Origin of the sequence: Nonomuraea sp. NPDC003709 (assembly GCF_040610775.1) — a bacterium.
GTDB classification, from domain to species: domain Bacteria; phylum Actinomycetota; class Actinomycetes; order Streptosporangiales; family Streptosporangiaceae; genus Nonomuraea; species Nonomuraea angiospora_A.
Map to the genome: position 1 here is coordinate 148936 of NZ_JBEXMW010000012.1, position 12778 is coordinate 161713.

The following is a 12778-nucleotide window of genomic DNA, read 5'->3' on the forward strand; positions in this document are numbered from 1 at the left end:
ACGCGTCCAACTTTCACCCGCACTCCTTCGAATAGGGAATGGCGTAACCGCCCATTGTTTGCTTCGTGGAGCTTATGCCGTATGGCGACCGCTTACTCCAGGCGTCGGCGCTGCGCCACCTCGGCGAGGTCAAGGTGTGGCAGGTTCTCCATGGTGAAGCAGAAGCCGGCTCGGATGATTTAGGCGCTGTTTGTCGCTTTCATGACCTTGTTCGGGTGGTGCGGATGTCAGCGTGAATGAATAGGGCCCTTTTCGAGGTCCAGCAGGAGAGGGGTACGACATGATGAGATGCCGGGTTTCGTGTGTCCTTCTCCTGTCGGCCGTGGCCGTCGTGCCGGTGCCCGGTGCGGCGGCGGCGTGGCATGGGTCGTGTCCGTCGCCGGGCGCGGGCAGGGTGACGGCCGTGCTGGTGCACGGGGCGTGGGCCGACACCTCCAGTTGGAGCGGGGAGGTGCAAGCTCTGCAGCGGGCGGGTCACGCCGTGCGGGCCGTGGCCAATCCGCTGCGCGGCCTGACCGGTGACGCGCAGACCGTACGGGACTTCCTGCGGACCCTCCCGGGGCCGGTCGTGCTGGTCGGGCACTCCTACGGCGGCTCGGTGATCACGAATGCCGCCGCCGGCGACCCGCGCGTCAAGGCGCTGGTGTACGTCAGCGCCGCGGCGCCGGACGTCGGCGAGACCACGGGGCAGCTCAGCGGCTCCGGCTCGGCGCTCGGCGGGGACCCGGCCACCCTTTACGACCGCTCGGCCTACCCCGGGTCGAGCGGCGGCGCGGCCGACCTGTACCTGAAGCGGGAGGTGTTCCTCCGCTCCTTCGCCTCCGACCTGCCCCGAGAGACGGCCGACCGGCTGTGGGCTTCCCAGCGGGCCGCCTCGACGGTCGCGTTCACGACGCCGTCGAAGGCCGCGGCGTGGAGGACGATCCCGTCCTGGTACTTCATCGCCACCGGCGACCGGATCATCGTGCCGGCCTCGCAGCGGGCGATGGCCAAGCGGGCGGGCTCGAAGGTCACCGAGTTCCCCGGCGGCTCCCACCTCACGCTCATCTCGCACCCGGACGCCGTGACGCGGGTGATCGAGGACGCGATCTGCTCCGTACGCTGAATCCAGAGACCCCGCTCCCGCGAACAACACACAAAAGGGGATCCTGATCATTCGCGGAGGCGCTCGTGGGCGGTTCGCCGGGGGAGAGATGCGCGCAACGGATCGTGGTCGGCGGGGCGAGGGACCTGCCGGAGTGGCTGGTCGACGGCATGTTCCGCCTGCGCCACACAGTGTTCTACGAACGCCTGCACTGGGACGTCGACAGCGTCCAGGGCAGGGAACGCGACTCCTACGACGACTGCGATCCGGTCTACGTGATCGGCTACGCGGAGGACCGCCAGGAGGTCACGGGGTGCTGCCGGCTGCTCCCGACCGTCGGTCCCTACATGCTCCGCGACGTCTTCTCCGAGGCGTTACGCGGTGGCCGGGCACCGTGCGATCCGGCCGTCTGGGAGCTCAGCCGGCTGGCCACCGCGGGCGCCTGGTCCCACAAGGCGACGGTGGGTTTCGGGCCGCTCGCCCGCGCGCTGCTGCGGGAGGCGTTCCGCTGGGTCGACCGGTGCGGTGACACGGTGGTCGCGGTCTCCAGCGTGGCGGTGGAGCGCAGCGTGAACGCCATGGGCGTCGCGACCCGGCGCTTCGGCGATGGCGGGGCGACGCGGCTGGGCAGTCTGCTCTGCTCCGCCTACACCACCTCCACCAGGGACTTCCTGGAGAAGGTGGGCTAAGTGACGTTTCGGCGGTGCCGGGTCGGATCAAATCTTCATTGACGTGCCGCAGGCCAAGAAGTTCATCTCGCCGAAACCCAAGGCGGGATCGCGCCGGATAGAGTCCCGCCATCCTCGACAACGTTGATCCTTTCATCGGCACCTCGGCGACCGACCTGCCCCGGGCACGTGGTCTGGCCGCCACTTGGTGGTGGCCGAAACCGCAGGTGGGCAACACGCACCCGGGGGCCACCTCGCCGCTCGGCATGGTGTCGGCCTGTGCCTACTCCGGCGCGTACCCGACGGGGTACGGGAGGTACACGAAGAACACCGAAGGTGTGCCCGAGGAGATGCTGGAGCGGCTGCAGGCGTCCGGGTTCACCCATTTCCAGCAGTCCGGCACCGGCGCGATCCGCAAGTACTACAACTACGTCCGGGTCACGCCGATGGTGCAGCCGCTGGACGCGCTGGGGGAGGCCTGGCCGCTGCACGACGAGGTGGCGGAGGCGGGCTACTACGCGGCCACCCTGGACACCGGGGTCCGCTGCGAGCTCACCGTGGGCGCCAAGGTCGCCGTGCACCGGTACACGTTCCCGCAGCACAGCAGCGCCCGTGTGGTGATCGATCTGTCCTGCGGCGGGCTGGACATCGAGCTCGGCCGTACGGTGCCGCTGCGGGCCCAGGTGGAGAGCATGGGGCACGGGCGGACCCAGGGCACGGTCGTGATGGAGGGCGTCCCGCTGTCGGTCGTCGTGGACGTCGACAGCCCGGGCTGGCGGCAGATGCTCTGGTACGACCGGCGGCTCATCGACGGCGGCACGCGCCTCGACTTCGACAGCATCCGGCACACCACGCTGCGCCCTTTCGGCATGCTCTACATGGGCCCGGCCGCGCCGGGGCAGACCATCGAGGTACGGCTGGGCTTCTCGCTGCGCGGGTGCGACCAGGCGCGCGAGAACCTGGAACGCGAGTGCGGGCAGGGGCAGCCGGCTTTCGACGCGGTACGCGCCGGGACCCGCGCCCGCTGGGGCGATCACCTCGACCGGGTCCAGGTCGAGGGTGGCACGCCGGCCCGCAGGACCGTGTTCGCGACGGCGCTCTACCACTCGCTGATCAAGCCGTGTGTCGCCGACGACGAGAGCCCGTTCTGGCCCACTCCCGGGCCGTTCGCGTTCGACGTGTGCACCATGTGGGACATCTACAAGACCCAGCTGCCGCTGCTCGCGGCCATCGCCCCCGACCGGGCCGCGGACCTGCTGGAGTCGCTGATCCGGGTCTGCGAGGAAGAGGGCAACTTCCCGATCGGCTACCGGATGTCCCGCGGCGCCGACCGGTTCTTCCGCCAGGCCAGCGCGCTCGCGCACACCGCGCTGGCGGACGCCCACGCGCTCGGCTGGGCGGGCCTGGACTGGAACTGGGCGCTCGTGCACATGGTCGACGACCTGCGCCGGATGTACGGCGAGGACTTCTTCGAGCACGGAGTGGTGCACCCGATCACCCACACCCTCGACCTCGCCTACGCCCACCACTGCACGGCGCAGGTCGCCCGGGCGCTGAACGACCGGCACCTCGCCGCCGACCTCGAGGACCGCAGCCGTCACTGGTCCAACGCCTTCGACCCGGGCACGGGGCTGCTGCGCGACTCGGAGTTCTACGAGGGCGGCAAGTGGAACTACTCGTTCAGGCTGCTGCACGACATGGCCGCGAGGATCGCCCTGGCCGGCGGCGACGCGGCCTTCATCGACAAGCTGGACAGGTTCTTCGGCTTCGGCGCCGCACCGGTGACGCAGCCCGGCCGCCGCCCGCGCACGGCGGAGATGGCGGCCGGTTACGCCCTCAACCGGTTCGAGGGGCTGAACAACGAGCCCGACATGGAGGCGCCGTGGGCCTACCACTACGCGGGCCGGCCCGACCGCACGGCCCAGGTGGTGCAGGCGGCGCTGACCTGGCAGTTCGGCACCGGTCCCGGCGGGCTGCCCGGTAACGACGACTCCGGCGGCCTGAGCTCGTGGTACGTCTGGGCGTCGCTGGGGCTGTTCCCGGTCGCCGGGCAGAACCTGTTCCTGGTCAACGCGCCCGCCTTCGAACGGGCCGTGGTCCGGGCCGGCGGCAACGAGTTCGTCATCGAGACCAGCGGGCTCCGCGAGACACCGATCGGCGTCGACGGCATCGATCGCGACCCGCCCGCGCAGTACGTACAGTCGGCGACCCTCAACGGCGAGCCCCTGCACGCGACACACCTGAGCGCCGCCACCGTGCACCGGGGCGGCCGGTTGCACCTGCGGCTGGGGCCGGAGCCGTCGGCGTGGGGCCGAGGGTTCCGCCCGCCGTCCCTGTCCGATCCGCCCGCGACACCGGAGGAACCGTGATGACCCACCCCCGTCGCCGTCTCGTCATCGTGGTCAGGGCCGACCCGGTCATCTGCGGTCACTCCGGCGAGGCCCGCAATCTCGCCGAGGTGGCGCTGACCCGCGGGTTCGACGACGTACGGCTGCTGACCTGGCCGATCCCGACGCTGCAGGCGGCCGGGCTGCCGCTCAAGCCGCTGGACCGGCTGCTGCCGTACAGCGCCGGGATCACCGTGGAGCGACCGGAACCGGTCGGCGACTACCGGGTGCCCGACGGACGCCACCAGGCCGGGCTCACCGGCCGCCTCGTCGAGCTGCTCGCCGAGCCGTTACGCACGACCTGCCTGTCCATGTACCTCGCCCCGCACACCGCGGTGGTCGTGGACGCGGTCGCGGCCGCGCGGGCGGCCGGGTTCGCGCCGGACGTCCACACCATCGCGAAGGCCGTCGGCTCCGACGTGACCAACGTGATCCGCTCGTGCCTGCGGGAAGGCCGGTTCGGCGCGGCGACCGTGCTGTTCACCACCTTCCTGGCCAACGACGAGGTCGTCGCGGTCTCCGAGTACACCCGGGAGGAGATCGTCGCCTCGGCCGAGCAGGTGGACGCCCACTGCGGCACCACGTTCGCCGAACAGTGCCGGCGCCGCGTCACCGTCAGCTACCCGCCCATCGACTCCGCCGCCTTCCTCGACCCGGACCCGGCCCAGGTGGACGCCGCGCTCGCGCGACGCGGCCTGGAGCGCGACGGATACATCCTGTTCCTGTCCCGCGTGACCCGGGCCAAGGGGATCCACGACCTGCTGGCCGCCTTCGGCCGGATGCGCTGCCGGTCGCGGGTGAAACTGGCCGTCGTCGGCACCGGCCCGGCGCTGGAGCAGGTGCGGGCGGCGGCCGAGGGCGACGACCGGGTGGTCCTCTTCACCGACGTCGATGACCAGGAGAAGCCGCTGCTCATGCGCGGCTGCGCGGCCTACGTCCTGCCCACCAAGCCCGAGCCCGAGTTCGTGGAGACGTTCGGCATCGCCCTGGCCGAGAAGATGCTCTCCGGCGGCGGGCCGATCGTCACCACCACGACGGGCGGGACCCTCGAGGCGGTCGGCGACACCGCCGTCGTCATCGAACCCGGGGACGTCGCCGGGCTGGTCGCGGCCGTGGACCGGGTGGTCCTCGACATGCCCGCCGCCGAACGGCAGGACCTGGAGCTTCGCGCCCGCGCCCGCGCGATGTCCTTCGACCGGGTCGCGGTGTTCGACAGCTTGTTCCCACAGGGGACGCCTGCCGTCGCTTCTTGCTGATTTTGGACGTGTCTGAATAAGTCCCGAACACGTCCATATGTTTCGTGGTAGGACGTACGAGCGAACGTAGGGATCGGCTGGATGTTGCGCTCGGCCCGCCCATGGAGCGCGCGCTCGCCGCGCGCCGCCGGGCTACGGGGCCGTCGACGGGGATGATCAGAGTCGGCCGCGTGCCGCGCGGGGGCCAGCCGACGACGATTGGAGCAATGTGCGACGAAAGTACTCTGTGCTGGCTGCCGCCTTCGTGGCGTTAGCGGCGCTTTTGCCCGTCTCGCCGGCCGCAGGCGCGGCCACGCGGGACGGAGCCTCGGGGGAGACCACGACAGGCAGCATCGCCTGGGCACCCTGCGAGGAGGAGCCCACCGCCGAGTGCGGCAAGCTGGCCGTCCCGGTCGACTGGTCCAACCCGAACGGCGAGAAGATCGACCTGGCCATCGCCCGGCGCAAGGCCACGGACCCCGCGGCCCGGGTCGGCTCCCTGGTGATCAACCCGGGCGGTCCCGGCGGGTCCGGCGTGGAGTCCGTGTACGGCGCCACCTGGTTCACCGATGAGCTCCAGAGGCGCTTCGACATCGTCGGCTTCGACCCCAGAGGCGTGGGCCGCAGCCACCCGGTGATCTGCTCGGCGTCGGTGTACAACCAGATGCCGCACACCGTCATCTCCTCCCAGGCCCAGTTCGACGCCTGGGACGCCTTCACCAAGAAGCTGCACAAGGACTGCCGGGAGCGCACCGGCCCTCTGTACGACCACGTCGACTCGCGCAACGTGGCCCGCGACATGGACGCCCTGCGCGCCGCCCTCGGCGAGGAGAAGCTGACCTACTACGGCATCTCGTACGGGACGCTGATCGGCCAGATGTACGCCGAGATGTTCCCGAACCGGATCCGGGCGCTCGCGCTGGACAGCAACATGGACCACAGCCTCGGCGTCGCGGGCTTCCTCGCCACCGAGGCGGTCGCGGTCGAGGACGCGTTCGACGAGTTCGTGGGCTGGTGCGAGGCCGACGAGAGCTGCATCCTGCACGGGCGTGACGTCCGCGCGATGTGGCGGGACCTGCTGGCCAAGGCGCGGCGCGGGGAGCTGTACTACCCGACCGCCCCGGACAAGCCGATGACGGAGCTGCAGGTCATCTACAACGCCGCGCTCGGCACCGAGGGGCCCGACTGGCGCACGCTGAGCGAGGTCATCAACTGGCTGAGCGGCGGCGCCGAGCCGTCGTGGGTGCCGCCGCTGCCGGGGCGGGGCCCCGTCGAGGGCGACGTTGCCGAGCTGCCGACCCGGATCCTGTGCCAGGACTACAACCTCCGGGTGCGGAACTACGCGGAGTACGCGGCTCTCATGAAGGTCTCCAACAGCCTGGCGCCCGACGTGCGGTACCACCCGTTCCCGTACGACGACCTGCCGATCTGCCTCAACTCGACCCCGACGAACCCGCCGCACACGCTGCGGTACACGGGTGACGCCCCGATCCTGCTCGGGAACTCGCTGCACGATCCCGCCACTCCGTACATGTGGTCCGCCAACGTGGGCCGCCAGCTCGGCTCGAAGGCGACGCTGCTCACCTACGAGGGCTGGGGCCACCGCATCTACGGCAAGGACGAGTGCAGCACGGTGCCCATCGACAACTTCCTGATCTCGCTGACGGTGCCCCCGAAGGGCTACCGCTGCGAGGTGGGCGGCAAGGCCGAGATCATGGCCAAGCGGCAGCCCGGGCGGCTGTGGCCGACCGACCGGCTCAACTGGGGCGGCTCGTTCGTGACGCCGTCCTTCAAGACGGCCGGCTGAGCCAGCCACCGCTGACGCCGCCCATGGCCCGGGTACGTGGCCATGGGCGGCGTCTCGCTTTCCCGTCAGGAACGGGGCCGGCGGGCGTGCAGGACGAAGGCCGGGGGCCAGTTGCGCCAGACGGTGCGGCTGGGGACGACCTCCTCGAAGCGGTCCGCCAGCAGGTCGCGGAAGCGGCGCGCGGAGCTCAGCGGGACGGCGTGGAGGTAGGTGAAGGCGGTGAAGGCGCTGTACGGCCCGAGGATCGCGGTCGTCGCGTCCATGAGCTGCTGCTGATCGGCGGCCGGGAAGAGGGTCCAGGGCAGGCCGCTCACCACGACGTCGGCGCGCTCGATCCCGCGCTCGTCCAGGAGCCGCCGCAGATGCTTGGCGTCCTCCTGGATCACCTCGGCTCCCGGATAGCGGTGGCGGAGCAGGTCGGCCAGGCGCGGGTTGAGCTCGATGGCCAGGTGGCGGCCGCGGCCGTCGAGCCGGCGCTGGATCTCCGCGGTGAACGGCCCCGTGCCCGGGCCCAGCTCGACCACGACGGGCTCTCCGCGCTCCGGGAGAGGGCAGGAGACCGCGCGCGCGAGGTGCCGCGAGCTGGGCGCGACGGCGCCCATCCGCAGCGGGGATCGCAGCCACTGTCCCAGGAACAACGTGAGGTCGTTCGGCGCGAGCCGGGCCGGGGCCGCCTCGGTGTGGTGGCGGTCCGGTTCGCCTGTGGCGCGAGTGGTGCTGGAGGTCATGCTTTCCCTTCGCGATGTGCGGATGCGGGGCATTGCGATCACTTACGTCCTCACCGGCTGGCCGACCAGGTCATTGGAGAGCTCTACCCAAATGAGATGTCCTGATTAGTGTGGGGTTGTCCGAGCCAGTGCGCATCCGGTAGTGGGGATCCGGCCTTGTCGGTGTCGTCGGCAAGGGTGTCGCTCCAGTTGTCGCGGCCTGTGACCTGGTAGTAGACCCTAATGCCGATGCGGCCGCCCGCGTGCCCGCCGGCCCGGGGAATCACGCGGGGCGGTGCCACCGGTAGCGGCGTTCCGGGCGGCCGGTGCCGCCGTAGCGCAGGGAGACCTCGACCTGGCCGATCGCGGCCAGGTACTTGAGATAGCGGCGGGCGCTGACCCGGGAGACGCCCACCTGGGCGGCGCACTCGGTGGCCGACAGGGTGCCGCCGCTTTCCCGGAGCGCGCGTTTGACCAGCTCGGCCGTCTCCACGCTCATGCCCTTGGGCAGCGTGGCGGGCATCGCGGAGCCGGTCCCGGACAGGAGCCGGTCGACGTCGGCCTGGCTGGTGATGACCGTGCTGCCCAGGCCGGCGCGCCGGGCGGCGTAGGGCTTCAGCCGGACGCGCAGGTCGTCGACGTCGAACGGCTTGAGCAAGTAGTCGCTGACACCCGGGCGGGCGGCCCCGCGTACCGCGTCGAGCTCGCGGGCCGCGCTGATCACGATGACGTCGCAGTCGTGCCCGGCGGCGCGCATCCGGGTGATGACGTCCAGACCGAAGACGTCGGGCAGGTACAGGTCGAGCAGCACCAGGTCGGGGTGGAGCTCGGCGACGCGCTCCAGGGCCTGCTCGCCGGAGCCGGCGCCGCTTCGGGCTTCCGGGGCCGCCTCCGCACGGAGGCGGCCCCGGTCAACTGCCTACTGCTGGCCCTCTTCCGGCAGCCCGTTGTCGAACTGCTGCTGGGGTTGCACCTGCTTGTGCGGCTTGCCCCGCTCGCCCCGCGCCAGGACGGCGGCGTCCGGGTAGTCGGTGACGAACGCGTCCACGCCCAGGTCCAGGTGCGCGCGGTACTCCGACAGCGCGTCACCGTGGTCGGTCGCGACCTGGCCGCGGCGCAGCTGCAGCGGCAGGTACTGGTTCTCGCTGCGGAAGGTGTACACGCCGATCTTCAGTCCCGCCTTGTGCGCGTCGGAGACCAGCGTCGTCGGGGTGCCCGAGCTGCCGTCCGGGTTGAGCGGGATCGCCGAGGACTTGTCCGGCCCGATCCACTGCGCGTACTGCGCGATATTCGCCAGTCCCTGGGGCTTCATCATGTCCGCGTAGGTCGTCGGGTCTCCGGCCGCGGTCAGGTCGTACGGCCGGCCGGTGGTGCCCAGTGCCTGCCACAGCGGCACGCGCAGGTCCTTGGCCACCCGCTTGAGGCTGGACGGCTCGAACGACTGCACCACCACCGGGCCGCCCGGCTGGTTGAGGCCGTTGCGCTTGACGGTCTCGATCAGCGGCTCCTCCAGCGGCAGCCCGATCGACCTGAAGTACGTCGGGTGCTTGGTCTCGGGGAAGACGCCGACCTGCCTGCCGTACTGGCGGGAGAGCCGCTTGGCCAGGTCGAGCACCTCCTGGAAGGTGAGCACCTGGTAGTAGCCGTCGTAGACGGTGTTGCGCTGGCGGATCGCGGGCAGCCGCTCGACCGCGCGCAGCGTCTTCAGCTCGGCCAGCGTGAAGTCCTCGGTGAACCACCCGGTCACGTTGCGCCCGTCGACGACCTTGGTGGTCCTGCGCGTGGCGAACTCGGGGTGGAGCGACACGTCGGTGGTGCCGGAGATCTCGTTCTCGTGCCGGACGACCAGCACGTGGTCCTTGGTCGGCACCAGGTCGGGCTCGATCCAGTCGGCGCCCATGGCCACGGCGAGCTCGTAGCCGCCCTGCGTGTGCTCGGGGCGGTGGCCCGCCGCGCCGCGGTGGCCGATGACGACGACCTGGGACCGGTCGGGCGTGGCCTCGGCGGCTGCCGGAGCGGCGCTCGCTCCGGCGAGGGGGGTGATGATGGCGAGCGTGGTGGCCGCGATCTTTCGCACGTGAAACTCCCTGCGGCATCGGCACCGGAGACTCTCACCGGTGATCGCCGCGGCGATTATGGTAAGGACCGAAATGCGCTTATGGGCCAATATTGGCGAAATTTCCGGTGACACCGTGGTGGGAACAAGCCGCGGCCCGCTCGGCAACAACAGGTGTGCTATTTCAGAGCCGTGAGGCCACAGAATGAGCGGGACGAGCCGGGCCGAGGTGGATGACGCCGCCTGCATCCAACGGTCCCGGCGCGACCCCGAGGTGTTCGCCGAGGTCTTCCGCCGGCACGCCGCGGACATCACCCGCTACGTCACGCGCAGGCTGGGCGAGGACGCCGCCGACGACGTGGTGGCCGAGACGTTCCTGGCGGCGTTCCGGCAGCGCGACGGCTACGACCTGTCCCGCCCGAGCGCGCGCCCCTGGCTGTACGGCATCGCCACCAACCTGATGCGCCGCCACGTCCGGACCGAGGTCCGGCAGTTGCGCGTCGTGGAACGCACCGGTGCCGACCCCGTCACGGCGTCGTTCGCCGAGCGCAGCGACGAGCGGCTGAGCGCCGAGGCTTCCAGGCGGCGGCTGGCGGGCGCGCTGGCGGCGCTGCCCAAGGGCCACCGTGACGCGTTGCTGCTGGTCGCCTGGGGCGGGCTCAGCTACGCGGAGGCCGCCGAGGCGCTGGGCGTACGCCTGGGGACCGTGCAGTCGCGCATCAACCGGGCTCGGGGTCGGCTCCGGGCCGAGCTCGGCGGGATCAACCCTTCGGCCACCGTCAGCGAGGAGTCCGTCTGTGAATGAGATGACCAGGGTCGAGCGGTTCCGCTCGGAGGTCCCCCAGCCCGACCCGGACCGCCTGCGCGCCCACGAGGATCGGCTGCTGGCCGCCATCGCCCAGGATGCTCGACGCCGCCCGCGCCGCACCACCTCCCGCCTGCGCAGGCTCGGCCTGGCGACCGGCCTGGCCGCCGCGCTGGCGGCCGGAGTCGTGGTCGTCACGACCCACCGGAACCCTCCTGCGGTCATCCGCACGATGCCCGCGGCGGCGTCCGAAGTCCTCACCCGGGCGGCGCAGAACGTGACCAAGACGCCCGAGCTCCACCCCGAGCCCGGCCAGTTCCTCGTCTACGAGTCGCGGACCATGAACCCCGCCGAAGGGCAGGGCCGCGACGGGCGCCCCATGCGCTACCTGTCCCGCGCCGTGCGCAAGGTCTGGCTGCCCGTGGCGGGCGACGCGACGGGCGGGTTCATCGACGAGGAGGTGCTGGAGCCCGAGCCGTGGCCCGGCTGGCCGATCCCGCCCGAGGCCCGCGAGAACGTCGGCCCTGGCGGCGGGCCTGCCAAGCTCGCCGACTTCGACGACCGCGCCGAGTTCCTGCGCAACGACTACGCCTACGTGAGCCGCCTGCCCACCGACCCGCACCAGATGTACGAGCACCTCTACACCCAGCTCGGCAACACCCGGCAGGACGACACCGAGGCCTGGGACCGGGTCCGCGGCCTGCTCACGGAGGCGTACCTGCCCGCGGCCCAGCGCGCCGCCCTGTTCCGCGCGGCGGCGGCCATCCCCGGCGTCGTCACCGTCGAGCACGCCGTGGACGCCGCCGGGCGCGCGGGCATCGCCGCGGCCAGGGTCGATCCCGTGCTCGGGCAGCGACAGGAGTACATCTTCGACCGCGAGACGTACCTCTACCTGGGCGAGCGCAGCGTCGTCACCGACGCCGCGCGGGCCGGGGCGCCGGTGGGCACGGTGCTGACCTCCTCGGCGCAGCTCAGCGTCTCGGTCGCCGGCCACGCTCCGTCAGCAACGGTCAGGGACTGACCGCGCGGGTGCCGGCGCTCGCCTCCCGGTCGGAGGCGATCCGGCCGCGCAGCATGGTCTCCATGACCTTCATGAAGCGCTGCGCCCGGGGAGCGCCGATGACGAACGGGTTCGCGGCCCCGGACGACCCGCCACGCAGCTCCTCCATGCGCGCCAGGCCGTTGTCGCAGAGCCCGTGGTTGTTCAGCTCGACGTCCACGCCCGCCTGCCGCATCCGGGCGGCGAAGGCGAGCACGGAGGCGAGGTAGGTCCGCTTGTCCTTGGTGGCGGTGGGCGGGTTGGTGCCACCCCACAACATCGCGGTGTGCCGCTGTCCCTTCCACCGCACCGGGAAGATCGGCGAGACGGTGCCCGGCGTGTGCCCGGGCGTGTGGTGAAAGGTGACCGTGGTGTCGCCGAGGGTCAGCCGCTGACCGTCGGCGATGTCCAGGTCCCGTTTCGGAGCGTTGGCCGGACGGTCGGCGGCGACGAGCTTCCAGTCAGCCGGGGCCATCATGACGCGGGCCCCGTACCGGTCGGCGAGGTACTGGGCGCCGCCGAAGTGGTCGCTGTGGCCGTGGGCGGCCACCACGTACTTGATCGTCGAGGGGTCCACCCCCAGCGAACGCAGCTCCGGAACGATGATCTTCTTGGCGTCGTCCGGCGACCCCAGCGCGTCGATGAGGATGACGCCCCCGGACGTGAGGAGCGCCGTGGCCGAGACCAGGCCGGTGCTCACCACGGCGACGTTGTCGAAGATCCGCAGCGGCTTGGGGGCCTTCACGTCCGGGATCACGGCGCCGGGGGAGAGCGCCTTGACGAGTTGCCGCAGGACCGGGTCGTCGCCGGCCAGCCCGGCCGCGCGGTCGTAGTAGTCCTTCGCGCGCCGGGCCGACACGGCGGCTGACGCCTCGGCCGCGCCTCCTGCCAGCGGCAGGACGGCCGAGGCGATCAGCAGGGTGCGGCGGGACAGACTGGTCTGCTCGAACGACATGCGCCCCAGCAGACCAGAGTCGATCATGCGGTGTC

General features: G+C 71.4%; 11 protein-coding genes and 1 pseudogene. 8 read left to right on the forward strand and 4 right to left on the reverse strand.

Annotation, left to right across the window (positions count from 1 at the left end; all coding sequences use genetic code 11):
• The first annotated feature begins 65 nt into the window (after positions 1-65).
• The 6 genes from ABZX61_RS33165 (at position 66) to ABZX61_RS33190 (ending at position 7181) form a co-directional block, all read left to right on the forward strand.
• Entirely contained in the window at positions 66-236 is a 171-nt protein-coding gene (locus ABZX61_RS33165) for a hypothetical protein (RefSeq protein ID WP_355200072.1), read from the forward strand.
• 86 nt (positions 237-322) lie between these two features.
• Entirely contained in the window at positions 323-1105 is a 783-nt protein-coding gene (locus tag ABZX61_RS33170; protein WP_355200073.1) for an alpha/beta hydrolase, read from the forward strand.
• Positions 1106-1170: 65 nt separating this feature from the next.
• The gene (locus tag ABZX61_RS33175; protein WP_355200074.1) at positions 1171-1773 is read left to right on the forward strand and encodes an acyl-homoserine-lactone synthase; all 603 of its coding nucleotides are present in this window, start codon (positions 1171-1173) and stop codon (positions 1771-1773) included.
• A gap of 134 nt (positions 1774-1907) precedes the next feature.
• A complete protein-coding gene (locus ABZX61_RS33180; RefSeq protein ID WP_355200221.1) occupies positions 1908-4121 on the forward strand; it encodes a glycoside hydrolase domain-containing protein in 2214 nt (737 codons plus the stop codon).
• Positions 4121-5395: a glycosyltransferase gene (locus ABZX61_RS33185; RefSeq protein ID WP_350731789.1), complete on the forward strand. Its 1275-nt coding sequence runs from the start codon at positions 4121-4123 to the stop codon at positions 5393-5395. Before ABZX61_RS33180 ends, ABZX61_RS33185 begins: the two co-directional genes overlap by 1 nt.
• Before the next feature lie 208 nt (positions 5396-5603).
• Positions 5604-7181, forward strand: a complete 1578-nt coding sequence (locus tag ABZX61_RS33190) for an alpha/beta fold hydrolase (protein WP_355200075.1) — start codon at positions 5604-5606, stop codon at positions 7179-7181.
• Between the two features lie 65 nt (positions 7182-7246).
• On the opposite strand, the gene ABZX61_RS33195 is transcribed toward ABZX61_RS33190, so the two are convergent.
• From ABZX61_RS33195 to ABZX61_RS33205, 3 genes and pseudogenes are all read right to left on the reverse strand, one after another.
• Complete coding sequence (locus tag ABZX61_RS33195; protein WP_350731785.1) at positions 7247-7909, reverse strand: methyltransferase domain-containing protein; 663 nt, start codon at positions 7907-7909, stop codon at positions 7247-7249.
• A gap of 262 nt (positions 7910-8171) precedes the next feature.
• A pseudogene (locus ABZX61_RS33200) lies at positions 8172-8744 on the reverse strand (response regulator); the annotation flags it as partial.
• A gap of 63 nt (positions 8745-8807) precedes the next feature.
• Positions 8808-9965, reverse strand: coding sequence for a glycerophosphodiester phosphodiesterase (locus ABZX61_RS33205; protein WP_355200076.1), 1158 nt, complete (start codon positions 9963-9965; stop codon positions 8808-8810).
• Between the two features lie 184 nt (positions 9966-10149).
• Here ABZX61_RS33205 and ABZX61_RS33210 point away from each other — a divergent pair, with 184 nt between their 5' ends.
• Both ABZX61_RS33210 and ABZX61_RS33215 read left to right on the forward strand, forming a co-directional pair.
• Positions 10150-10749, forward strand: coding sequence for an RNA polymerase sigma factor (locus ABZX61_RS33210; RefSeq protein ID WP_355200077.1), 600 nt, complete (start codon positions 10150-10152; stop codon positions 10747-10749).
• 1 nt (position 10750) lies between these two features.
• Entirely contained in the window at positions 10751-11770 is a 1020-nt protein-coding gene (locus tag ABZX61_RS33215; protein ID WP_355200222.1) for a CU044_5270 family protein, read from the forward strand.
• On the opposite strand, the gene ABZX61_RS33220 is transcribed toward ABZX61_RS33215, so the two are convergent.
• Positions 11760-12770: an MBL fold metallo-hydrolase gene (locus ABZX61_RS33220; RefSeq protein WP_355200078.1), complete on the reverse strand. Its 1011-nt coding sequence runs from the start codon at positions 12768-12770 to the stop codon at positions 11760-11762. The two genes, ABZX61_RS33215 and ABZX61_RS33220, sit on opposite strands and share 11 nt — an antisense overlap.
• Between the last annotated feature and the right edge of the window lie 8 nt (positions 12771-12778).

Excerpts from the sequence above, each read along its gene's own strand:
- ABZX61_RS33220 (WP_355200078.1), bottom strand. The coding sequence starts at position 12,770 with ATGATCGACTCTGGTCTGCTGGGGCGCATGTCGTTCGAGCAGACCAGT.
- ABZX61_RS33185 (WP_350731789.1), top strand. The coding sequence starts at position 4,121 with ATGACCCACCCCCGTCGCCGTCTCGTCATCGTGGTCAGGGCCGACCCG.
- ABZX61_RS33195 (WP_350731785.1), bottom strand. The coding sequence starts at position 7,909 with ATGACCTCCAGCACCACTCGCGCCACAGGCGAACCGGACCGCCACCAC.
- ABZX61_RS33210 (WP_355200077.1), top strand. The coding sequence starts at position 10,150 with ATGAGCGGGACGAGCCGGGCCGAGGTGGATGACGCCGCCTGCATCCAA.
- ABZX61_RS33215 (WP_355200222.1), top strand. The coding sequence starts at position 10,751 with ATGACCAGGGTCGAGCGGTTCCGCTCGGAGGTCCCCCAGCCCGACCCG.